This is a genomic window from Steroidobacter sp., from assembly GCF_036406195.1.
Classification (GTDB): Bacteria; Pseudomonadota; Gammaproteobacteria; order Steroidobacterales; family Steroidobacteraceae; genus Steroidobacter.
The window spans coordinates 84,719-109,192 of sequence record NZ_DASWVW010000061.1; the positions used below are offsets into that span (position 1 = coordinate 84,719).

The following is a 24,474-nucleotide window of genomic DNA, read 5'->3' on the forward strand; positions in this document are numbered from 1 at the left end:
GATCAGAACTTCTGCGACAGACCGATGTACCAGCGACGACCCAGCAGGTCGTAGGTGGACACGTCGGTGTTCGCGTTGATCACATTGTTCTGATACAGCAACGGCGGTTGCTTGTCGGTCAGGTTGACGCCGCCGATCTGCACCTTGGTGTCGGTCGGGAAGGTGTAGCCCACGGTGGCATCGACATAGGTCATCGAACCGATCTCGAGCGGCGGCTCATCGACCAGCAGCCCATCCGGGTCGTTGACCTTCAGGTTGTCGATGTACCGCAGCGTCAGCAGGCCGTCGAAGCCGCCCATCGCCCAACCCACGCCCAGCAGACCGCGCCACTTGGCATAGTTGCCGAACTGACGGTCGAACGTGCCGGCAATTTCCACTGGCGCGGCGCCCGGCGACGGCGTGTTCTCGTAGCTGTTGATACGAGTCAGGTCCAACGAGAAGTTGAACGAGCCCACCGGGGTGTCGCGCAGCGCGTACTTCACTCCGAAGTCGATACCGTCGGTCTCCAGCACACCGAGGTTGACGATGGGTTCCTGGAACACCTGGAACTCACCGGCAGCCGGGTGGCCCTCCGGATAGCGGAACATCAATTCGCAATAGGTGCCGTTGTCGACGCACTGCTCGACCGCGAAGTTCGGGTCGAGCGGCGTGATCAGGTCCTCGATCTTGTACCGCCAGTAGTCCACCGTCAGCGACAGGCCCTGCACGAACTGCGGGTCGTACACCACGCCGAACGTGACTACGTCACCCGTTTCTGGCTTCAGATCCGGGTTGCCGAGAATCAGGCCGGTGATCTGACTGACCGGCTGCGAGAAATCCCCGGTGGTCGGCACGCCCACGCAGGCGCGCTGCAGTCCGGGGCTGGCGGCCAATGCTGCGGGCGTGAGGTTCGTACAAGGATCGCTGAAGGTCGGCGAATCCTGCGACGGTGCCTTCGACAGATCGAGGATGGTCGGCGCGCGGAACACCTGCGCATACGAGCCGCGAATCAACACATCGGAGATCGGACGATACTCGATCTTGAACTGTGCATTGGTGTCGTCGCCGATCGTGTCCACCGAGTAATCCGAGTAGCGGATGCCGGCGGTAACGTTCAACGCCTGCACGCCCGGCAGATCTCTGAGCAGCGGCACGAAGAACTCGGTGTAGATTTCGCGGACGTTGTAGTCGGCCTGCGAGTTGCCGGTACAGGTTTCCTGCGCCAGCAAACACGACAGGTATAGCGGCGCTTCACCGCGCGTCAGCACGTCCGTCTCGAACACGCCTTCCTGCTCGCGGTATTCGGCGCCAATCGCCATCAGCACGGGACCCGCGCCGAAGTCGAACAGCTCGCCGTTGGCATTCAGCGAATAGCCGGTGCTGGTGTACTTGTAGTCGCTGCGATAGTTCGTGGAAATGTCCTGCAACGCCTGGATCTGCGCCGGATCCGACAGGTTGAAGATGTTGATCGGCGTGCAGCCGCTGATCGCCAGGGCTTCCGTAGGACCGCAACGGAGCACACCGTCGGCACCGACGTGAGTCGGGCCCACCGCGGCCTGCAACTGCGGCTTGAGCAGATAACCGCTGATGTTCTGGTCCTGGCTCATGCGGCCGAGTTGCACACCCGCGTCCCATTGCCACGAGGTGCTGCCGACATTGCCGCGCAGGCCGGCGTTCGCCAGGATGGAGTCCGTGTTGACTTCGCTGCGGCGATTGCCGAGCGCTTCCAGGCGCACCAGGAAGTTCGGGTTTTCTCTGCCACTGACGGCGCCACCGAAATCGGTGCCGAACGGGTTGTAGGCATTGGCCGCGGAAATGACCACGTCATCGGCATTCGCGTCGAACGGCAGCGGCGCAATCTGGAAGCCGGAGCGCGTGCGGTTGTATAGCACTTCGCCATACGCCTCCATGCCCTCGTTCAGCTCGTAGTTCAACATCGTGAACAGGCTGGTGCGCTCCTGCGGCGTGATCAGCAGGTTGAACGGTTGATAGTTGTAGGAATCTTCGGCGCTACTGTAGCAGCGGTAGCTGTCCAACCCTGCGCCGCTCGCGCCAGGAGTTCTGGTCACACTGCTGCAACCGAAGTCATCCGTCAGGGAGTCGGGCAGGGAAATTCGACCGCGTGGCGTCCGACTCGAACCGAATTCCTGCGCCAGACCGCCATACAGATACAGCGCGGCAGCGGAAAAATCGCGATCGGACGCGGACACCGCATCCTGCTTGTTGTAGTTGGCGCCGAACAGCACACTGAGCTTTTCACCGGTGCTGCCGAGCGTGAGGCTGGCGGACTGACGCTCACCATCGCCCTCACCCGTCTGGCCCCACTCGACGCTCACGTCGGCGCCGTCCCAATCCTTCTTGGTGATGAAGTTCACCACGCCAGCGATGGCGTCGGAGCCGTACACGGCGCCCGCGCCTTCCTTCAACACTTCCACGCGATCGATCATGTTGAGCGGGATCATGTTGATATCGACGGCCGAGGTCGTGCCGTTCGCACCGAGGATGTTGATGCGACGGCCGTTCAACAGCACCAACGTGCGCTGCGCGCCGAGGCCGCGCAATTCGACGTTGGATTCACCGGTGCCACCGCCGTTGTTCACTTGCGGATTCGTTGCCGCGCCGGAGATGGCGGGCACACGCATCATCAGATCGCCCAGCGTGCTCACGCCGGTGTTGGCAATCGTACTGGCATCCATCACGAACACCGGGCTCGCGGTTTCTTCGTCGACGCGACGAATGCGCGAACCGGTGATCACCACTTCTTCAATGGGCCGCGCCGCCGTGTCGGTTTGCTGAGCGATCGCGGGGGCGGCCGGAATGGCCGCGGTCGCGCTGGCCAACAGCACGCCATGAATCGCGTGCCGTAGCGAATTATTGGTCGGAAGCATTTTTGCGCACCTCCTGCGAGGATGAAAAAGCAACGGCGACCGAATCGGCCGCTTTGCACTGTGACCGATGTACAACAAACTGGCGCCTGCAATGACGACAGCGCTGGCTCATGGGGCGCGGAGGATACAACCGTTGCTTTCGCCACAACAAGCGTATTTGCTGCGACGAGAGGATTAAGGATGCTTGTAAATCACCTACTTAAGCTCGGACTATCGAGCACGAATCGCCACCCATAATGCCGGCGTTGCGGATTGACAACGATGGGTGAGCGCTTGACAGCTGCACCCGCAAGCCGAGTTCGCTGTGGCATTTTTACACTCGGGAGAGCGCGCGTCCGACCACAGCGCGGGCTGCTGCCGGAACGAGGCCGGAGTTCGCAGAAGAATCAGCATCTTGATGGTTCGACAACAATTGAGCGCGCTAGCCGCCGACCGAGTCGTCGGCCCGAGCGAGACCCTGGCAGGCGCACGACGTCAGAGGGCTTCGCTAGAATGAGAGGCTCGTTGCAGCAGTTGCTCGAGCAAGCGAGGGCACGCGATACCGAGTGCAGGTTCAACCAGCAACCAGAACGCCTGTCGCGCGTGAAGTTTAAATTTTTGTCATTCGCAACGCCTCGGACTCTAATTGGCGTTCGCTGTAAGAAACAAACAGCGTTGCGATGATCGAGTAACTAATGACGCGTCATTCGGCAACGGCTCGCGCCTGGCGCGACTGCCTTCTCGTAGACCTCGTTCGTGCACATCGGCGTGCCTGAACGACACATGAACGCAAGCTGGTGAGGGCAATCGACAATCGTGGCTCCGCTCACCTGCGATGACATCGAGCAAAACCGGCGAGCGATTGGCTTGCTACGACCGTGGGACCGCTTGTGAAAATACCCGGCCACGGCTAATTTGGTGCAAGGCAGTCGCTTCGATCCAATAAATCGCAATAGTGCAGCGAGCGACTCTTTATCTTCCCAAGCGACCGAACAGGACTTACAGGGAGCGGTATAAATGCGTGTTCTTGCGATCTGCTTAACCCTCGCCGCCACAACGCTGGCTGGCTGCGCCGCGCCACCCCAGAACCAGACCAGCGCTACACCGGAGGCAGCGGCGTCTGCAGCCGAACCTGCGGTGGCCGCGCCACCCAACCCGCAGGCAGTTCCGCAGCAGCCTGCCACTCAGGCGGTGTCGGCGGAGTCGGCCAAGCTCGCCGCCAACGACGATGAGATCATTTGTCGCAACGAGAAACCGCTGGGCACGCGTATCGGCAAGCGTGTTTGCAGGACTCGGGAGCAACTGCGCCTCGAAGAGGAGTCGGCGCGTCGCATGATGCAAAACCGCGACAGAAACAGTCACGGCGTGGTTGATGCGAGCACCACGGGTACTTAGGGGTTTTAGAGGCCCATTCGGCAGAGGTGGGTGGCGCCAACGTATCGCACGAGGCGCCACTCACCCGAGAAGAATTCAGCAACCGCTGCGGCTCTTGCTGCAAGGAGTCATCGTGACTGCCGGCAGCATATGCAAGCCCTCGCTGGTCGTGCTGTTAACGAAATCAGCGCTGAGAGGCCGGCCGCTGGCATCCAGATAACGCGGAATTCTTGAACCGCTTACCTGATACTTCTGCCAGGAAGGGGTGCGGTCGCGGCTGGCGACTCGCTGCCTGGCCTTGGCAGGTTCAGCCTGGGTGGTATTAGCCTGTTGCGGGCCGGGCGCGCTGGCGCAGCCAAAGAGAATTGCCGACAGGATCAGCACGCCACTGGCGCGCACAACTTGGAGCTTGGCCATGACACGACTCCCACCTGTTTGTGTCTGGAATATATCCCAGCCAGAGTGGCTGTACACGTGATCCAGGGGGCAAATCCAGCCCATCAGGCCCACCGGGTCCGATCGGCCCCAGCATCAGACGCTCCAGGTCTCCCCGCCGCGGCTGAACGAATCGATCGCCGTCAACAGCGCAGTCACCTGCTCCCGCTCGCCGTCAGTGAGCTCCGGACGCCATATATCGAATATCAGCACTACGCGTGACTGGTCACTGCGATTCATCGCCTCGTGCTCGATGGTGTCGTCGAATACCCAGGCCTCGCCAGCGCGCCACTCTCGCTGCTCATTGCCCACGCGCAAAACACAACCTGGTGGCACGATCAACGGCAGATGACAGATCAGCCGCGTGTTCAGGAATCCCGTGTGAGGTGGGATGCACGCGCCGGGCGCCAGCCGCGAAAACAGGATTGACGGTGTACGCCCGGGGATACGGCACAGCGGCAGCTGCGCGAGCGCTGCCAGCGTTTTCGGGCAGCGCTCGGCACTACCCGGCACGGGCGCCCCATCCTTCCACAAAAAGAACGCGCTCCAGGCCGCGTCGTTCAGCAACGGATGACCCAGGCGCGTCGGCGCATCGGCGGATTGCTGGATGTAAGGCTCGAACTTCTGATCGGTCGCCAGCAACTGTTCCAACTCGGCGGTGATCTGCGGCGTTGCCGCTTCCAGCGATGCGAGCCATGGAAAGCTCTCGCGTGGAAAGAACTGGATGTCGGCCAGTCCCGGAAAGAAATAGGCGCGCGGTTCCTGAACGTAGCGTTGTTTCTTGCCCATCAGCATCTCGATGGACTGCGCGAAGCGAGGGCTGCCTGGCGCGTGCCCCGCCCCTGCCAGCTGCGTACGAATGTGATTCTCCAACTCAGCATTGATGCGCCGATGCATATCCTCCGCGTGACGCGCGAGCTGAACGATACCGGGAGGCAACCCCTTCGCTTCGGCTGCCGCCCGCAACGCTGCTGCGTAAAACGCAATCGCCGAACGGGATGCGCCAGTGGCCACCAAGTGGTCCCCCTTCATCACCAGCGCACGGATGTTGTGAGGATCGATGGCGAGCGCACGCTCGAGCGCGGCCAGCATCGCCGGCTCGTCCTTCAGGGACTGACACGCGAGCGCCAATCCCGCCAACACACCGGCATTGGCTTGCCCGCTGGCGACGATCCGCTCGAAATGAGCTCGCGCGGAGCCCGCATCGCCGGCTTGCAGGGCGGCGGCCGCCGCTTCAACGAGAGCGCGCATCTGATCGGACGGACTTTCCATGGCGGCAGGCTCTGACAATCAACCGAATTCGCGGACCGCTGCGGTGATCGCTCGCACCATGTCACGCTCGGCAGGCGACAGCAGCGGATTCCAGACGTCGAAGATCAACACGACGCGCAACTCGTCGCTGCCATTCATCGCTTCATGCTCGATTGTGTCGTCGAACACCACGATTTCGCCAACCTTCCATTCATGCCTTTCGTAGCCGACGCGCAGCCAGCAACCCTCGGGCACGATCAGGGGCAGATGGGCGACCAGGCGCGCATTGGTCTCGCCATTGTGCGGTGGAATGTGAGTTCTTGGCGCCAGCGCAGAGAACATGGCATTGGGACACAGACCGCCGATGTCCACTTGCGGAACGAGCGCGAGCGCCTGGGCCGTCACCGGACACAGCTGCAGATTGTCATGAACTGGCACGCCGCCGCGCCAAAGTTGAAACGCGCTCCAGCGCGTCGAATGATTCAACTCGCGCCACTGATTGACTGGATCGCCCTTGCCATAGGCAATGTAGGGACCGAAGCGGTCCCGCTGCGATTGCAGGGCCGCCAGTAACTCCGCACGGATCGCGTCGGTTTGCGCTTCGAGCGCCGCGGCCCAGGCAAATTGACTGCGCTCGAAAAACGGAATAGCCGGCAGCCGCGGCACCAGCAACTGATTACTTTCCGAAACGAACGGCTTGGAGCGGCCGGTGACGATGGCTGCCGCTTCGTCCCAACGTCCCGCAACCGAGGGCTCCAGAGCGGCGCGAGCCTCGGCCAACTTTGTTTGCAAATGTTTCGAGAGTGCCGCCGAGTAGAGCTCGGAGACTTCGCGCGCATGTTGCAGCTGAGGTTTCAGCTGCGCGGGCCAGTGACTCGGGGGTGGAGCAACCTTCAACGCATTCCGATACATCGCTGCCGCGGCGGAGGCCCTTCCATAACGCTCCATCCAGTGGGCTCGCGCCAGCAGCGCCGGCAGGAAATAGGCATCGAGCGCAAGCACCGACTCGATGACTTCACGCTCTGCGTCCCGATCGCCTTGCTGGGCATATGCGTTTACCAGCGTCATCAGGATCACGGGATCGGTGGGCGCCACGGCGCGCGCCGCGCATAACAATTCAATGGCCGGCGCCAGCTCGCGCCTCTGCAACGCGTGCACTCCGAGACTGAACAACGCCTTGGGATGCTGGGGATGGAGACGCCGAACCTCCAGCCACACGCGTTCGGCTTCATCCCAGCGACCGGCGCTGGCCAGCTGTTCGGCCGTACGTATCAGCTGTTCGAGCTGGTTGGACATGCGAGCCAGCCTAGCGCAAAAAAGCGGCGAGCCGAAGCTCGCCGCAGTTGTTTGCAGCGGACCGGCAGCCCGAGCGGGCTGCCGGTGCTGATTGTGGTTTTAGAAGCTGAAACGCAGGCCAACCGCGAACTGCCGACCCAGAGCATCGTAGAGCTGCGGGAAGGTGTTGCCGGAGTTGGAACCCGTGTCCGCCGCCTCGTTGCCGACCACCGGCGGGTCCTTCTCGAACAGGTTGCTCACGCCGAAGCTGACGGAAGCCTGCTCCATGAACTGCCAGCTGCCGAACAGATCGAAGTAGTCGTACGAGCCGACCTTCTTGAAGGCCGGGAACACGCAACCTTCGTCCACACCCGGAGGACACGCTGGCAGCGCGCTCTGGATGCTGCTCATGTGACGCCACAGCAGCGAGACAGTGAAGTCGTTGTAGTTCCAGGTCGTACGCTGCAGCCAGCGGGTCTCGGGCAGCGGACCACCCTGCGGACCGTTACCGCAGTTGGTGCCGTAGATGCCCACGCAATCCACCAGGGCCGTCGTATTGTCGCTCTGCGACTCGTGCGTCAGGTATTTGTTGACGTTGGCCGAGAAGCGCAGGTTGCCGAACTTGCCGATATCGACACCGAACGCCACGCCCAGCTCCACGCCCTCGGCGCGTAGATACTTCAGGTTGGTCGTGTAAGTCTCGACGCCCGAGCCGTCCACCACCAGGTTGCCACCGATACGTTTGATCTTGGCGCACTGGTCGGCGATGGCATTGACGTAGCAGGCATCCAGCACTTCCTGCGCACCGAACTCGCCGATCACGTCCTGGATGTCGATGTCGTAGTAGTCCAACGAGACCAGTACGTTGTTCACGACCGGGATGAAGTCCGGCGACCACACCACGCCGACGGTAAACGTGTCCGCCTGTTCCGGTTTCGGCAGGTTGTTCAGGTCAGTGCCGGTGAACGAGTTGACCTGACCGGCTTCGATGTTCTGCACCACGCCGACCTGGCCCGGATCCATGCCGGTGGCCACGCACAATGCAGTCAGCTCCGGAGTGATATTGGCGGCATTCGCCACCGAGCAAGGATCGATGGAGGCGTTATCCAGAGCGGTGACGTTCGGTGCCGCCAGCTCACCCACGTTCGGAGCACGAGCCGCACGCTGCTTCATCACGCGGAACATCACCTGATCGACCGGCTTGTAGCTGAAGCCGTACTTGTAGGTACGGTTGGCGCCCGACGGATCGTAGTCTGAATAGCGATAGCCGGCTTCCAGGTCGAAGCTGCGCACGCCCGGCAGGTCGCTCGCCACTGGCAGCAGCACCTCGCCGAACACTTCGCGGACATCGAAACCGCCCGCGATGGGCAGGATCGCGCCGCCGGCGCCGCCCAGGCAGCTGGCCGGCAGGGTCTGCCAGCACAGGTCCGGAGTCGCGGTGCCGTATTCTTCGCGATATTCGACGCCGAAGCTCATCGCCATCGGGCTGGCCGCCCAGGGCAGTTGCACGGCATCGATCGGACCGCTGACGGACGCGCCTATGATCTTCTGCTCGTAGGCCTGCTGCTCGATCGCCGAGGCGCTCGAGTACGGCACCTGGTCCGGCGTGATCGCGCCGAAGCCACCGAACAGGTTCAGCGGCACGCAACCAGGGGCACCGCTACGGCACACGGCATTGCCATTGGCATCGGGAATCGCTTCGAGCGCGTTTGCGATGTTGGTCACGTTGGCGTAGCCGTCGCTGACATTCGAGCGCTCCGACTCGCCATACTGGCCGAACACATCGTAGTCCCAACCGGCGAACAGCTGACCGCGCACACCGACCAGCATGCTGAACGAATTGTTGTCGTACGTGGTGGAGCGGGGACCGAACTCGACCGTGCGGCGCTGATAGGTGAGGCGCACGTCGTCGGCTTCGTCGATGATGCCGTTGTTGTTCAAGTCGCGCCAGTTCTCCGGCGCGGCCTGGGTCGCCGTGGCGGCAGTACGCATGCGAGCCAAATCCTGGGCGGGGTCGTTGAACCTCGCGAGCAGGCCAGCGCGCACCGTTGGGTCGAGGAGCGGGTTGCTCATCGGGGTCCAGAACGGCGTATTGAAAATGCCCGAAGGCGCCACCTGCGTGCGCACACTGGTGCTGGTGTAGCCAAAGCGCGCGTACGCCTCGGCGTGCTCGTTCATTTCGAAGTGACCCATCACCATGCCGCCAAAGCGCTCGAGCGGCGTCTGGTAATAGTTGTAAGGATTGAAGTTGAACACCGAGCAATTGGCGCCGAGGCTGCCATCCTCGCGAAACTGGCCGAGGGCGCCGCCGCCGAACAGCGCGACGCGCGTCGGCAGGGTCGTTCCCGAGCCACCGGATTGCACGGAATTCGGACCACCGCAGCCGGCGGGAGCCGCCAAGGGCGGTTGACCGTTGAGGAATTCCTGGTAACCGGCACCCGAGGCGGTTTCGATGCCCAGCTGCCCGAGCGGGCGATCGCCCAGCATGACGGCTTTGCGATCCGTCCAGTTCAGGCCGACCACGATGTTGCCACGGCCGTCGGCCACGTTGGCGCCCATCACCAGCGACACGGAACGCAGATCGCCATCGCGCTCGTCGAACTGCGAAAAGTCGGTGCTGATGTCCACACCTTCGAAGTCGCGCTTCATCAAGAAGTTGACGGCGCCGGCGATGGCGTCGGAACCGTACACGGCGGAGGCGCCGCCGGTGACGATGTCCACACGCTCGATCAGCGCGGTCGGAATGACGGAAGTGTCGACCTCGCCGTCATAGTTGAAGGGCGTGACGCGCTTGCCGTTAATGAGGATCAGGTTGCGCTCCGGGCCGAGACCGCGGAGGTTCAGGGTCGCGGCACCGGCCGAGCCGTTGTTGACGTTCGAGCCGTCGCCCACCTGGGTGATGGGCAGGTCGCGCAACACCTGCTCGATTTCCGTGGCTTGTTGCAGCCGGATTTCATCAGAGCCGATCGAAAGGATCGGGCTGGAAGAGATCGCCCCGGGGACGCTGATGCGCGTACCCGTGACCACGACTTCCTGAATGGTGTCTAGATCTTCTGCCGCATGGACCGACTGAAAAGCGGTCACGCTCGCGGCGCCCGTCCACAAGGCCCATTGGACGGCACGCCGAATCGATTTGCTCGTCGACATTAGTGACTCCTCCTGCGAGAGGTATGTTTGATCTGCGTAGCAAGCCCACCGCAGGTTGCAGACTGCGGTGCTCCCTTCTTGGTGTCCTTGATCTTTACGAAGGATCAGAGAATTTCCGATCCGAACCCAAGCGTGGCTCGGAGCATACAACTGCGTCGCAGCTATTTAAAGGACCGGCGTTGTATACAAGCGTCAGCTGCAGCTGGGAAACGCACGGATATACCGATTTATAACTCCGGAGGCGTACCATGTTCGCCACGGCACAATCGGCCGCTGACCCAATGTTGCGCACAGGCAACCTCAACAAAGCTGCACGTCGATACCTGGTCTTGATTGCCACTAACTTTAGTTAGTAGTCTAAACCAACGGAGGTGCGCCGGTGCACGACTTCCGAGCCGCCGGCAATGTCGTATTGGCTCCGCGCCCGAATTTACATGGCAGCTGAGCGTTTCTGTGGTGCAACCCTGGCACCGGTCGCACCAAGCCGGTCGCGCAGAAACTCTTTGAGAATACGCGCTGTGTGCGATTCGCGCGCCGCGCGCAAAATTTCCTCCGGCGAACCCTGCACGACCACGCGGCCGCCATCGGTACCGCCCTCCGGACCGAGGTCGATGATCCAATCGGCTTCGGCGATGACATCCAGATCGTGCTCGATCACCACCACGGTGTTGCCGGCATCGACCAGACGATGCAGCACGCGGATCAGCTTCTCGACGTCGGCCATGTGCAATCCAACCGTCGGCTCGTCCAGCACGTAGAGCGTGCCCGGCAACTTCTCCACCGTCTCGCCCGGCTCGGGAGTGCGCAGCATTCTGGACTCGCGCACTTTGGAGAGCTCGGTCACCAGCTTGATACGTTGCGCCTCGCCGCCAGAGAGCGTCGGGCTCTGCTGTCCCAATGTGAGATAACCGAGGCCCACGTCCTGCAGCAGCCGCAGACAGTGATGCACGCGCGGATGCGCGCTGAAAAAGTCGACAGCCTCATCGATGCTCATCATCAAGACATCGCCGATGCTGCGTCCCTTGTATTGCACGCTGAGCGTGTCTTGGTTGAAACGGCGGCCACCGCAGCTGTCGCAAATCACGCGCACGTCGGGCAGGAAGCTCATCTCGATCTTGCGCATGCCCTGCCCTTCACAGGCTTCGCAGCGGCCACCCGCCGTGTTGAACGAGAATCGCGATGGCGTGTAGCCACGCATGCGCGCTTCGGGCGTTTCGGCGAACACCTTGCGAATGGCGTCCCAGAAGCCGATGTAGGTGGCGGGACAGGAGCGCGGCGTCTTGCCGATCGGCGTCTGGTCCACTTCCAGGATGCGCTCGATCTGCTCCCAGCCAGCGATCTCCTTGCAGCCGCGCCACTGCAGCTTGGCACCTTTGCGCCGGCCCAGAGCGGCACGCAGATTGTCATGAAGCACGTCGCGCGCCAGGGTTGATTTGCCGGAGCCGGACACACCCGTCACCACGACCAGCCGATCCAGCGGCACCTTGCACGTTTGCCTGCGCAAGTTGTGCAGGGAAGCTTCCTTGATCACCAACGCGGGAGAACGAGGCGTCACTGCGCGGCGCTGGCCAATGGGATGTTGCAGCGGCTGTGCAAGCAACCGTCCCGTCACCGATTCGGCAGAGCGTTCCAGCTCTTGCGCCGTGCCCGCGGCCACCACGCGCCCGCCGCGGGTGCCGGCGCCCGGGCCAAGATCCAGCACGTAGTCGGCGCGCCGGATGGTTTCCTCGTCGTGCTCGACGACCAATAGAGAGTTGCCCTTGGCGGCAAGCTTGTCGAGCGTATCGAGCAGAATGCGATTGTCACGCGGATGCAAGCCGATGGTCGGCTCGTCCAGGATGTAACAGACGCCCTGCAGGTTGGAACCGAGCTGCGCCGCCAGACGGATACGCTGAGCTTCGCCGCCCGATAACGTCGGCGCGGAACGATCCAGTGCGAGATAGCCCAGGCCGACATCTTCCAGGAACGCGAGACGCGAGTTGATTTCGGTGAGCACATCGCGCGCAATCTCGCTGTCTCGCCCTTTGAGCTTCAGTGTCGTGAATTGCTTGCGCATGTCACCTACCGACTGAGCCGTCACCTCGGCAATCGACTGATCGCGGAAGCGAACATTGCGTGCGATCGGGTTGAGCCGCTCGCCCTCGCAGCTCTCGCACACTTCGGCTTCCTGCTCGAACCACTCGTTCCACCAGATCTCCTCGCCGCTTTGTTCCTCGTCGAAACCGCGAATCTGCAAGCCGGTGCCATAACAGTCTTCACACCAGCCGTGCTTCGAGTTGAACGAGAACAGGCGCGGATCGAGCTCGGCGAAACTCTTGGCGCAGGAGGGACAAGCCCGTCGCGTGGAGAAAATAGCGGTTGGCGGTTGGCGGTTAGTGGTTAGCGAAGATGCTTTGCGCGACTTGCCCGCCGGAGCGGCCTTCTTCCGACCAGCCGCTAACCGCAAACCGCTAACCGCTTCTTCCAGCAAGTGCACCACGCCTTTGCCGAAATCCAGCGCCGTGGTCAGCGCTTCACGCAGCTCGCGCTCGTTGCGAGCGGAGACCTGCACGGTGGCGACCGGCAACTCGATGGTGTGTTCCTGGAAGCGCGACAGGCGTGGCCAGTTGCTGGTCGGCAGCAACTCGCCATCGACGCGCAGTTGCTCGTAGCCCTTCTTCGCAGCCCACGACGCCAGGTCTGTGTAGAACCCTTTGCGTGCCACGACGAGGGGCGCCAGCAAGCTGATGCTCTTGCCCTTATAGTCGCGGCAAACGCGCGCGAAGATGGACTCGAAGCTCTGCGGCTCGATAGGCACATCGCAATCCGGGCAGTACTGCGTGCCCAGCTTGACGTACAGCAGACGCAGGAAGTGATAAATCTCGGTCAGCGTAGCGACAGTGCTCTTGCGACCGCCGCGACTGGTGCGCTGTTCGATCGCCACGGTGGGCGGAATACCAAAGATCGCATCCACGTCGGGACGCGACGCCGGTTGCACGAACTGTCGCGCATAGGCGTTCAGCGATTCCAGATAACGCCGCTGACCTTCGCCGAACACGATGTCGAACGCGAGCGTCGATTTGCCTGATCCCGACACGCCGGTCACGACCGTGAACTTGTCGCGCGGCAACTCCACGTCGATGTTTTTGAGATTGTGCTCGCGAGCGCCGTGGATACTGATGACATTGCCGCGCGGTCGATGAGAAGCCGAAGCCGCCAACGGCACGACGGTGCCTTGGTCGTTGGCAGAGTCAGCGATATTCCAGCCACTCTCCACTTCGCGCAGCGCCTTGCCAGTGTGCGAACCGGGCACCTTCATGACTTCGGCTGGCGTGCCCACGGCGACGATCTCACCACCGGCTTCACCGCCTTCGGGTCCCAGGTCGATCAGCCAGTCGGCAGCGACGATGACATCCAGGTTGTGCTCGATGACCAGCAGCGAATGACCTGCCGCGATCAGGCGCCGGAAGGCGCGCAACAGCTTGGCGATGTCATCGAAGTGCAGGCCGGTGGTCGGCTCGTCGAATAGAAACAACTTGCCGGGCGCACCGTCGTCGGGCCGCACAGTCGCGCTTTCCGCCAGGTGACCGGCGAGTTTCAGCCGCTGCGCCTCGCCACCGGACAGCGTCGGTACCGGCTGGCCGAGGCGCAGATAATCCAGGCCGACTTCCACCAGCGGCCGCAATGTCGCCAGCACTTCGCGCTCACCCGCGAAAAATTCCACCGCCTCGGACACGGTCATGTCGAGCACGTCGGCGATGCTGCGGCCTCGTCCTGGACCGCGATTCAACTTGATCTCGAGGATCTCGTCGCGATAACGCCGGCCGTTGCAATCGGCACAGCGCAAATACACATCCGAGAGGAACTGCATTTCGACGTGCTCGAAACCGTTGCCGCCGCACGTCGGACAGCGTCCATTGCCGGAATTGAAGCTGAAGGTACCGATGGTATAGGCGCGCTCCTTGGCGATCGGCTCGTTGGCAAACAGCTTGCGAATCGCGTCGAACGCGCCGACGTAGCTGGCGGGGTTGGAACGCGTGGTGCGACCGATGGACGTTTGATCCACCATGACCACCGCACCGATGTGCTCGGCGCCTGCGATGCCGTCATGCTCACCCGGCGCTTCCGTCGGCTTGCCGAAGTGTTTCAACAACGCCGGATACAGCACATCCTGGATCAACGTCGATTTACCCGAACCCGACACGCCGGTCACGCAGACCAGGCGGTGCAAGGGAATGGAAACGTCGATGCCCTTGAGATTGTGTTGCCGCGCGCCCTTGACGATCAGCGACGCGGCCGATGACGGCGGCGTTGCGACCGGCAATGACGCATCGCTGACCTGCTTGCGACCGAGCAGATAGTCCGCTGTCAGGGACCGTTCCGCGCGCTGCAATTCCGAGGGCATGCCAAAGAACACGATCTCGCCGCCCTTCTCGCCCGGGCCCGGCCCCACGTCGATCAAACGATCGGCCGCTTGCATGACCTGCGGATCGTGCTCGACCACCACCAGCGAGTTGCCCGCGGCCTTGAGCCGGCGCATCACGTCGATCACACGCCCCATGTCGCGCGGATGCAGGCCGATCGACGGCTCGTCGAGTACGAACAACGTATTGACCAGCGACGTACCGAGCGCGGTGGTCAGGTTGATTCGCTGCACCTCGCCGCCCGACAACGTGCGCGACTGCCGATCGAGCGTCAGGTAGCCGAGGCCCACATCGAGCAAATAACTGAATCGCCCGCGGATCTCTCGCAGCACCAGGTCGCTGGCTTCATCCAGCGGCGCCGGCAGCGCCAGTCGATCGAAGAATTGTTTGCACCGCTCGATGGGCAGCAGCATCAACTCGTGAATGCCGATGCCCGGCAACTGCGCCAATTGCTCGTCGGTCCATCGCACGCCGCTCGGCTTGAACCGCAAGTTGCCGGGGAGCACCGCGTCAGCGTCTTCTCTGCTTCCCAGGCGCCACAGCAACGCATCGGTCTCGAGACGCGCGCCGTTACATGCGGTACAAGGCGTGTATGCGCGATACTTCGACAACAAGACGCGAATGTGCATCTTGTACGACCGGCTTTCGAGCCACGCAAAAAAGCGCCGCACGCCATACCAAACCTTGTCTTCCCAGCTGCCCTCGCCCTCCAGCACCCATTGACGCTGCTGCTCGGTCAGATCGCGCCAGGGCACGTCGATGGGAATGTTTCTTTTGCGCGCGTACTTGATCAGATCGTCCTGGCATTCTCGATAGGACTCGGTCTGCCACGGCCGCACTGCGCCGCCCTTCAGCGTCTTGCTCTCGTCGGGAACGATCAAGCCGAAATCGATGCCGATGATGCGACCGAAGCCACGGCACGACTCGCACGCGCCCAGCGGAGAGTTGAAAGAAAACAGGCTGGGCGTGGGCTCGCGATAGTGAATGTCACAATCGGCGCAGTGCAGGTCGGAGGAAAACCGCCAGGTCGCAGCGGTTTGCGGTTGGCGGTTAGTGGTTGGTGAAGACTGCCCGACGCGTTGATCGGTCTCGGAGGACTTCTCCAAAACGTGAACCGCCACGCGGTCACGACCGACGCGCATCGCGGATTCCAGCGCTTCGATCACTCGTTCGCGATCGGTGCTGTCGAAGCGGAAGCGGTCCTGAATCATCTCCAGGACCACACTCGATTGCTGCTCGGCGCTGACCGCCTTGTGGCCTTTGCCCTTGGCCTGCTTCTTCGCGCCTTTGCCCTTGGCAGGCTCGGTCGCGGTCACCTGAGAGGCGATGCGCTGGAACACGCGCGTGTAGCCGTGCTTTTCCAGCAGGCTCAGCACTTCGGCTTCGGCAAAGTTCGCAGGCACCGGCACCGGGAACGTCACTACGACGCGGGCGTCGGAGCGGCCGAGTGCCTGCAACCGTTCACTCAGCTCGTGGTAGATGCTCTGGGCGGTGTCGCGCTTCACCGGTGCCGAACATTGACGGCAATAGACCTGCGCGGCGCGGGAAAACAGCAGCTTCAAGTGATCGTTGAGCTCGGTCATCGTGCCGACGGTGGAACGCGAGGTGCGCACCGGATTGGTCTGGTCGATGGCAATGGCCGGCGGAATGCCCTCGATGCGCTCGACCTGCGGACGATCCATGCGATCGAGGAACTGGCGCGCGTATGGCGAGAACGTCTCGACATAGCGGCGCTGACCTTCGGCGTACAGCGTATCGAACACCAGCGAGGACTTGCCCGAACCGGACACACCGGTCACCACGATGAGCTCGCCCGTGGGCAGCTCCAGATGCAGATTCTTGAGGTTGTTCTGGCGCGCGCCACGAATGACGATTGATTGGGACATGCTCACTCGAGTGGCCAGCGGCCACGAACGCAGTGTAGGAATACCGGAAGCCCGAGAACCGGGCTGATGATAGATGCGGATTGTAAACGCAGCTTCAACTGCGCGCTCCCCGCCGCGCGCATTCAATCTCCGAAAGCTGTCAACCTATGTCATCTATAAAGACAGGGGTCGGTCAGCGTCAACCCGTCGTGGCAGCGCTTACGAGCGGCGGCAACGGACAATGCAGGCTGGCGCAGACAGCCCGGAGCAACTCGCTCTCGCCGAGGGTAAGTCGCTGATCATGGGTCACTGTCTTGACCAGCGCCTCGACCAGCTGCTCCTTCATGATGGGCGCCAGCTGATCCAGCCGGCTCAGCGCCATGTCCATGGCCGGCGCCCAATGCGGGAGATTCACGAACGACGGCCGCTCCCGCGGCAGGAGGTGGTGCACGCCCGCCTCGTAGGCGCGCCGGGCCGCCGCCGCATCCACATGTCCGTGCTGGGCGAGCACCGAGAACAGCACCTGAATATCCTTCGCCACGGCCGTCAACGGCAGCCGCCGCACACGGGCCACGGGATTGAGATCGTCGTTGAGATGGACCTGCGCGAGTTTGCGCAGCACATAGCTTTGCAGCGAAACACGCCCTTCCCGTTGCAACATGCCGTTCAACGCAGCCATCAGCCGCAGACGCTCGTCTCGCGTCAGCTGGCGCAGCGCCGGAATTGATCCGAACAGTGCAGGCATGCGCTGCTCGGGTTCCAGCGCATCGATGGCATGCAAGAGCCCGGCGATGCTATCGGCAGTCTGGTAGCCAAGCTGTTGGCTGATGTAGTCACGTTGCCGCTCACGCGCTTCGGGATTCGAATCGAGCGCCAGGCCCAGCAACAACGCGCGCGCAGAATTCGGATAGTGACTGGCGGCTACGATCTCCTCCGGCAGCGACTTGCGAATGTCACGAGCCACTTGCATGTGAATGGTGGCGGGATTGCCGACCAGGCCCGCGACCGCGGCGGCACCCGGCACGTTGATCAGCGATTCCAGTTTCTCGGCCGCCTGCGGCTTGGCCGCTGTCGCCGCCCTCTTCTGCTCCGCCTCGAGCAACAGCTGGGCGCGGACCCGATCGATCTCCTTCGGATCGAACCTCGGATCGATCGCCTTGAGGCGGTCTTCGAGCTTCGGATGAGTCGCGAACAAGCGGCTCATGCCCGGGGCGAACAGCATATGCGCCACTTCTTCCACTTCGGGGTTGGCGATCTTCGAGCCGTTCGAAAGCGCCCCGATCTTCACCAGCGCGCCGCGCAGGCCGGTGGGATCGCGAGTGAACTGAATCGCCGACGCATCCGCCAGCGATTCACGGCTGCGCGACACCGCCGCTTGAATCAACCGTCCGAAGAACAAGCCCACATAGCCGATGACCAACACCGCCATTGCCACCACGACGACGGGCAAGGCTTTCCTGGAATCCCGCCCGCCCGAGGTCAAGCGCAGCACGGTGCGGCCGATCATCGCGATCACCAAGAGCCCGAACAGCAATCCCATGAGACGGATGTTCAGCCGCATGTCGCCGTTGAGGATGTGACTGAACTCGTGCGCAATCACGCCCTGCAGTTCAGCCCGATTCAAAGTCTCGATCGTGCCTCGCGTGACGCCGATGGCCGCGTTGGCGGGATTGTGGCCGGCGGCGAATGCGTTGATGCCGCGCTCCTGCTCCAGCAGGTACACCTCGGGCATGGGCACCCCCGAGGCGATGGCCATTTCCTCCACGACATTGAGCAACCGCCGCTGCTGTGGGTCGGTGGTATCAGGCGAAACGCGCACCCCGCCGAGCGAGCGCGCCACTACACCGCCCCCGCCACCCAGCGTCGATGACTTGTACAAGCTCGCCATGCCGATGATGGCGAGAACCATCACGGTCGTGAATACGACCGTGCGCGGATGAGCCATCACCCACTCGCTCATGGGCGGCACGTATCCGATCGCGTTCTCCTCGAGCTGCGCCAGCACCAGGCACACGACGACGTTCACCGCGATGACCACGGCCGTCACCGCGAGCGCAAACAGCGCTATGAGCAGGCGCGTCGAACGCCGCGACTGTTCCTGTCGCTCGAAGAAATTCATCGCGTAGCCTTGCGTGGCGGCGTGGCGTTAGAACTTCACCACCGGTACCGCGCGCTTCTCGGGCGACTCGATCTCCAGCAGTTGCGCCGGCAGGAACGCAAACATGTTGGCGACGATGCTGTTCGGGAACATCTCACGCGTGTTGTTGTAGTTCATGACGGCATCGTTGAAGGCCTGGCGGGCGAACGCGACCTTGTTCTCGGTCGAGGTCAGCTCCTCCGACAGTTGCATCATGTTCTGATTGGCCTTGAGGTCCGGATAGGCTTCGGCCAGCGCGAACAAGCGGCCCAGCGCGCCGCTCAGCGCATTCTCGGCGCCGGACAGCTGTTGCACGGCGTTGGGATCGCCGGGGTTGGCCGCGGCGTTCTTCAATCCGGTGACGGCGGCATTGCGGGCATTGATGACCGCCTCGAGCGTCTCGCGCTCGTGCTTCATGTAACCCTTGGCGGTCTCCACCAGGTTCGGAATCAGGTCGTGACGGCGCGTGAGCTGCACGTCGATCTGCGCGAAAGCGTTCTTGTATGCGTTGCGGCCGCCGACCAGCCGGTTATAGATGGAAACGAAAAAAATCGCGATCAGGACGACGACGATCAGAACGATCCAGCCCATCTGACGACCTCCAAGGCGAATATCGCCGGCCACAAGCATACCGAATGCATGCGCTGCAAAGCAGTGCTGCCGGCCAATCGCGGCCGGTCACCGGCAAACGCCGTTCGCCGGCAGCGCGTGTGCGACTCAGTTCACAGGCTGACCCGTAGCGGCCGCAGCGATCGCGCTGTCCAACCAGCCTTGCACTGTGCCGTTCGAGATCTGTTGCGCCAGCCAGCTGTTGACCTGCTCAAGGAGGGCTGCGTCTTGCGCCAGCAGAGCGGCTTTCTCGGTGCGCGTGAATGTAGTTTGCGTCGCGCGGCAGAGTCGTTCGTCACGACGGGTCTGCAAGTCGACCTCCACATCGTCAGTCACCATGACGTCGGCTCGGCCGCCGGCGATCTCGGCAAAGATAGTGCGATTGTCGGGATGCACGGTGACCCGGGCACGAGTCAATCGCTCACGCACGAACTGCTGATTCGTGCCGCCTGGATTGACGACCACGCGCACCTCGGGCCGATCGATTTCCTCAACCGTGTCGAAGCGCGCTTCGCTGCCACAACGCACGATGGGGGTCTTGCCGCCGGCGTGATAAGGGACGGAAAACGTCGCGACCCTGGCACGCTCGGGAGTAATGCTGATGCCGCCGAGCGCGATATCGAAGCGGCCCGCCTGATAGTCGCGCATCAGGTTGCTCCAACTGGTGTGCACGAACTGCGGCTGCGCGCCCAGCGCATTCGCCAACGCTTCGGCCATCCGCACATCCGCGCCCGATAAATGGCCATTGCGCTCCAGCGTGAATGGCGCGTAGTCGCCCGTCATGCCGATACGGAGGATCTTGCTGGCGCTGATGCGCTCGAGCGCGGGCATCTGGGCGGGCCGTAGTCCCGCGAGGGCTTTCAGCAAAGCTTCCTTATCTTCGGCGCGCAGGCCCGGCATGTCGATCTTCTCGACGTGCGAGCCGTAGCGCGCGGCGAAGTCGCTCGCCATCAGCTCCGGCAACGCCAGATAGATGGCTCGGAGTAGCTCGGCGCCCAGGCGATCCAGCTCGGGGCGCAATTCCGTCTGCAGATCGCGCACGGCTTCATCACTACCGTCCTGAGCTTTCCAGGCCGAGATGAAATGCTCCTGGACGTCGCGAGCCATGCGAATTTGCAGCGAGTACAGCTGGCGCGCCGGATCGCCGTCGATGCCCAGCCGCTGCGCTTGAGCCACGGTCGCGTCCAGCACTTGCTGCTCGCGGACGGCATCGGTAACGGGCACGTTGTTCGCGTATTTCCAGGCGGCGACCGAGCGCATGATTGCCAGGCGCTGTTGCATGAGGGCGAAGACTTTCGCGACCTCTGCGGGACCGCTGAAGCTGGCCGCCATCACGATCGACGGCGCAATGTTCGCTGTCAACAGCAGCGCGAGCGAGATGCAAAGACGGTGCAGCGACATTCGCCTCCTCCAAAGACGCGCAAATCTAGCACGGCTGGAAAAGACGCCGGTCGCCTCAAAGTCAAAAGCCCGCCGGTGCGGCGGGCTCTCGAGGAGGCGTGGATGGAATCAGCGACGCGGGCCGAACAGATCCAACACCCGGCTGAGCAGCGTCGGCGCGAATACGTCCGCGTCCAGCGCGGTGCGCATGACTGGAACATCGGCGAGATGCAAGCGGATCTCGTCCTCGCCACGCGGCTTGGAAAAATCGAACACCTGCGTGGTCTGCCGCTGCGGTGCCTGGGCTGGCTGGGCAGTGGCTTGCGCAGATCGGGAAGGCGCGGCCGCGGCGTTGCGACGAACCTGGGGTTGGGCGGGGCTGGCAGCGCTCATCGAAATCCTCCATAACGAAACAATGGATCACCACACCGACGCCGGGCAGACTAAGGTAAGGTCCGCGAGTGTCGTGTGAGACAAATCACGTTCGCATCAGCGCAGCCGTGCGGATTCGCGCGACGTGAGTTTTATGTCGAGCGCTTGTCGCCCGTCGCAGACGCACGAGCGGCCACCGAAAAAAATCATTGGCCATTATTTGTCACCCTGTGACGTGAATTCGAACCATGAAGCACGCGCACCCGTCCAAACGACTCCACGCCGCAGCGCTCATCTCGACGTTGATGCTCATCGCTGCCTGTTCGAAAGAACCGGCCGTGCCGCCGCCCACCACACCGCTCGTAGAGCAGCGCGCCGCCGACACGACACCTGCGACAAACGAATTCCACGGTTCGTTCGCTCCGGGCGGCATTGCCGCCACCTATCGCGCCATCTTCAGCGATGGAAAAATCCAGAGCCTGGAAGAAACGCGCACGGCGACCTCGCAAACCGGCACGTATGAATTCCTGGGAGCGCGCCTGATGAAGTACCGGGGCACCGCACTCGGTTCGAACGACATCATCGAGTTGCAGCTCGATGAGCAGGGCAAAGTGTTGACCGCTCGCGCCGGCGATAGAGAAGCCAGCATCGAAGAGATCACCGCGATCCGCGATCGGGCGCAAGCATTGCGCAGCCATGCGGTCGCTCGGTACGACGTGCAGGGGCACGATCCGACCCAGCACTGAATCCATCGTCAAAGTCATCGTCGCGCCGGGCTGTCGGAAGTTTTCTGGGCAGGCGCCAGCATGATGCGCGTCTCTGGTACCCTAGACGCATGGCCGTACCCTGGTTACAAATCGTTCAGCTGGTGCCCTCCATCGTCGAGGTGTCGCGGGAGCTGTTGAAACGCACCAAGCGCCTGCCGGAGCCCGGCACGGCGCCGGTGCCGCAGGACACCGACGAGTTGGCTCAACGCGTGCTGATGCTGGAAGAAAACGAGCGGCGTCAGGCCGAGCTGGTCAACCAGATGGCCCAGCAGCTGGCCAATCTAACGCGGGCGCTGACGGCCCTGCATCGTCAGGCACTGTGGTTGGGCGGCACGGCGATCGTCGCGCTGATCGTCGCCGTCGTCGCGATCGGCATCGCCGCCACCCGGTAATTCAGATACGGCGTCAGGGCTTCGCCGCTGCTTGATACAGCGGCAGCACGCGCGGCACGTTCTTCTCCAGATCCTTGATACGCGACTCGCCCGACGGGTGCGTGCTCAGGAATTCCGGCGGACCGCCGCCATTCGCCTTCGACATCTTCTGCCACAGCGTGATAGCCGCGTTCGGGTCGTAACCGGCACGCGACATCAGCTCCAGGCCGATGCGATCGGCCTCGGCTTCCTGTTCGCGACTGTGCGGCAACGTGAATGTCACAGCGGAAATCTGGCTGGCGAGCTGCATGGTCGACTGCTCCGCCCCCGTGGCCATCGCTACTCCGGCAAGCACCAGCTGCTCGGCATAGGCTCGCGACAAACGCTCCCGCGAATGCTCACGCAGCGCATGCGCGATTTCGTGGCCGATGACAGCCGCAAGCTCCGCGTCCGTTGGCTTGATGGTGTCGATCAAGCCGGTGTAGACCATGATCTTGCCGCCAGGCATGCAGTACGCATTCACGTCCTCGGACGTTTGCACATTCACTTCCCAGCCCCAACCCAGCGCATCCGGCCGGAAGACCTGGGTCTGCGGGATCAAGCGCTGCGAAATCTTCTGCACGCGGTCGTAGACCTGCTTGTCCTTGTTCAAGGCGCCAGCGGCGCGCGCCTTGTTTACTTCCTGGTCGTAAGCAACCTTGGCGCCCTCGTCCACCTTCTCCGCGGACACCGCCATCATCTGTTTGCGGTTCACGCCGATGGCGCCGGGCTGCGTCGTCTGTACGGTCTGGCAGGCCGTGACCACGACGGCAACCGCGGCCACGAACAATGATCGAATGCGCATGGGGATTCCTCCTTACACGTGCAATGTTTCTATTGCTTGGGCGGTTCCGTGGCCGTCTTGGGCGCGTCCGGATTGCCCACGGTGACGTAGCGGGCCAGCCGCTGTAATTGCTCGGCGAGCACTTCATCGACGATGGGGGCCCAGTCGGCCAACGGCCGGTCGGCGAAGCCACCGACGCTGTATGTGAACGTGATGCGCGAACCGCCCGCGGCCGGCTCGATCTGCCAGGTCATCACGCCGTTGGTGCCAAACTCCTGCAGCGGCCCGAGCGAGCCCTGGATGCGCAATGTCTTGGCCGGCATGGCATACACCACGCTGCCATGCTCGATGCCGGCATACAGGCCGAGCTTTTCGCAGAAGCAGCCACGCACGAACGGTTCCAGCGAAAGATTGCGGGCGTCGCCGGAATAGGTGTGCTCCGGGTCCCACCACTTCGCGACATCGGCCAGCGCGGCCCAGATGATCGGCGGCGCGACGTTGGGCGCATCGGCCACGTGGCGCAGGTTGAACCCGCTCGGCCCGGCGCTGACGATCTCGGCGCGCGCCGCGCCGGCACCGAACGCGGCGCTCATGACAATCATCGAGGTCAGGCTGGCTCGCATCGAAAGTTTCCTCGGCCTCAGTTCTATCGTGGGGGCTGCTGCGCAAGCCGCGCATGGTAATCCGAAGGCGGTCAAGGATGGTACGCTTGCGCCCATGAGCAAGAGAAAAGGCCCGGCCGCCCGCCGGAAAGCCAGCAAGCCCGCCGACAGCGCCATCCCCGAGGCGCACATCCAGACGCCTACCGTGAGCGAGCAGGAAGCGCGCCAGGCCATCGAGACGCTGTTGCGCTGGGCCGGAGAGGATCCCCGGCGCGAAGGGCTGCAGGACACGCCGAAGCGCGTGGTGACCGCCTATCGCGATTGGTTCTCGGGCTACCTCAGCGATCCGGCCGACTATCTGCGCCGTACCTTCGAGGAAGTCGAAGGCTACGACGAGATGATCGTCCTGCGGGACATCGAGTTCGAGTCCCACTGCGAGCATCACATGGCGCCGATCATCGGCCGCGCGCACGTGGGCTACCTGCCGACCAACAAGGTGGTCGGCATCAGCAAGCTGGCGCGTGTGGTCGACGGTTATGCGCGCCGCTTTCAGGTGCAGGAGAAGCTCACCGCCCAGATCGCCCGGTGCATCAACGACGTGCTCAAACCGCGCGGCGTGGGCGTCGTCATCAGTGCCGTCCATCAGTGCATGACGACTCGCGGCGTGCACAAGCGCGGCGTGTCCATGATCACCAGCAAGATGCTGGGCGACTTCCGCGAGGACGCGCGCACTCGCAACGAGTTCCTGCGATTCATCGGCAACGGCCACAGCTGACGCACTCGCACATGCCACTGCAGCGCGCGCCACACATTTAAC

General features: G+C 62.9%; 16 protein-coding genes. 4 read left to right on the top strand and 12 right to left on the bottom strand.

Annotated features, from left to right (window positions below; all coding sequences use genetic code 11):
* Nucleotides 1-2: 2 nt before the first annotated feature.
* Complete coding sequence (locus tag VGE08_RS24070; RefSeq protein ID WP_331070478.1) at nt 3-2,867, bottom strand: TonB-dependent receptor plug domain-containing protein; 2,865 nt, start codon at nt 2,865-2,867, stop codon at nt 3-5.
* Between the two features lie 996 nt (nt 2,868-3,863).
* Here VGE08_RS24070 and VGE08_RS24075 point away from each other — a divergent pair.
* Nucleotides 3,864-4,241, top strand: a complete 378-nt coding sequence (locus VGE08_RS24075) for a hypothetical protein (RefSeq protein WP_331070479.1) — start codon at nt 3,864-3,866, stop codon at nt 4,239-4,241.
* A 75-nt stretch (nt 4,242-4,316) separates the two neighbouring features.
* Here VGE08_RS24075 and VGE08_RS24080 read toward each other — a convergent pair whose 3' ends face one another.
* The 9 genes from VGE08_RS24080 to VGE08_RS24125 all read right to left on the bottom strand — a co-directional run bounded on the left by VGE08_RS24080 (nt 4,317) and on the right by VGE08_RS24125 (nt 21,115).
* Nucleotides 4,317-4,637 (bottom strand): hypothetical protein, encoded by a 321-nt coding sequence (locus tag VGE08_RS24080; protein ID WP_331070480.1) that lies wholly within the window; start codon nt 4,635-4,637, stop codon nt 4,317-4,319.
* A 114-nt stretch (nt 4,638-4,751) separates the two neighbouring features.
* Nucleotides 4,752-5,927, bottom strand: a complete 1,176-nt coding sequence (locus VGE08_RS24085; RefSeq protein ID WP_331070481.1) for an aspartyl/asparaginyl beta-hydroxylase domain-containing protein — start codon at nt 5,925-5,927, stop codon at nt 4,752-4,754.
* An 18-nt stretch (nt 5,928-5,945) separates the two neighbouring features.
* Nucleotides 5,946-7,202, bottom strand: a complete 1,257-nt coding sequence (locus VGE08_RS24090; RefSeq protein WP_331070482.1) for an aspartyl/asparaginyl beta-hydroxylase domain-containing protein — start codon at nt 7,200-7,202, stop codon at nt 5,946-5,948.
* A 99-nt stretch (nt 7,203-7,301) separates the two neighbouring features.
* Nucleotides 7,302-10,328 carry a TonB-dependent receptor domain-containing protein gene (locus VGE08_RS24095; protein ID WP_331070483.1) on the bottom strand — a complete coding sequence of 1,009 codons (3,027 nt, stop codon included), beginning with the start codon at nt 10,326-10,328 and terminating at the stop codon, nt 7,302-7,304.
* A gap of 430 nt (nt 10,329-10,758) precedes the next feature.
* Entirely contained in the window at nt 10,759-16,617 is a 5,859-nt protein-coding gene (uvrA, locus tag VGE08_RS26430) for an excinuclease ABC subunit UvrA (protein WP_349258794.1), read from the bottom strand.
* Nucleotides 16,618-16,795: 178 nt separating this feature from the next.
* A complete protein-coding gene (locus tag VGE08_RS24110) occupies nt 16,796-18,715 on the bottom strand; it encodes a M48 family metallopeptidase (RefSeq protein ID WP_331070484.1) in 1,920 nt (639 codons plus the stop codon).
* A gap of 27 nt (nt 18,716-18,742) precedes the next feature.
* Nucleotides 18,743-19,324: a LemA family protein gene (locus tag VGE08_RS24115; protein ID WP_331070485.1), complete on the bottom strand. Its 582-nt coding sequence runs from the start codon at nt 19,322-19,324 to the stop codon at nt 18,743-18,745.
* 126 nt (nt 19,325-19,450) lie between these two features.
* On the bottom strand, nt 19,451-20,743 hold the full coding sequence (gene aroQ / locus VGE08_RS24120) for a gamma subclass chorismate mutase AroQ (protein WP_331070486.1): 1,293 nt from the start codon (nt 20,741-20,743) through the stop codon (nt 19,451-19,453).
* A 108-nt stretch (nt 20,744-20,851) separates the two neighbouring features.
* A complete protein-coding gene (locus VGE08_RS24125; protein WP_331070487.1) occupies nt 20,852-21,115 on the bottom strand; it encodes a hypothetical protein in 264 nt (87 codons plus the stop codon).
* Between the two features lie 227 nt (nt 21,116-21,342).
* On the opposite strand from VGE08_RS24125, the gene VGE08_RS24130 reads away from it, so the two are divergent.
* Both VGE08_RS24130 and VGE08_RS24135 read left to right on the top strand, forming a co-directional pair.
* Nucleotides 21,343-21,840, top strand: coding sequence for a hypothetical protein (locus VGE08_RS24130; protein WP_331070488.1), 498 nt, complete (start codon nt 21,343-21,345; stop codon nt 21,838-21,840).
* A gap of 89 nt (nt 21,841-21,929) precedes the next feature.
* Entirely contained in the window at nt 21,930-22,253 is a 324-nt protein-coding gene (locus VGE08_RS24135) for a hypothetical protein (RefSeq protein WP_331070489.1), read from the top strand.
* A 13-nt stretch (nt 22,254-22,266) separates the two neighbouring features.
* On the opposite strand, the gene VGE08_RS24140 is transcribed toward VGE08_RS24135, so the two are convergent.
* Both VGE08_RS24140 and VGE08_RS24145 read right to left on the bottom strand, forming a co-directional pair.
* Nucleotides 22,267-23,076 (bottom strand): M48 family metallopeptidase, encoded by an 810-nt coding sequence (locus tag VGE08_RS24140; RefSeq protein ID WP_331070490.1) that lies wholly within the window; start codon nt 23,074-23,076, stop codon nt 22,267-22,269.
* Between the two features lie 29 nt (nt 23,077-23,105).
* The gene (locus VGE08_RS24145; protein ID WP_331070491.1) at nt 23,106-23,678 is read right to left on the bottom strand and encodes an SRPBCC family protein; all 573 of its coding nucleotides are present in this window, start codon (nt 23,676-23,678) and stop codon (nt 23,106-23,108) included.
* Between the two features lie 94 nt (nt 23,679-23,772).
* On the opposite strand from VGE08_RS24145, the gene folE reads away from it, so the two are divergent.
* Nucleotides 23,773-24,432, top strand: a complete 660-nt coding sequence (folE, locus tag VGE08_RS24150; RefSeq protein WP_331070492.1) for a GTP cyclohydrolase I FolE — start codon at nt 23,773-23,775, stop codon at nt 24,430-24,432.
* Nucleotides 24,433-24,474 lie beyond the last annotated feature (42 nt).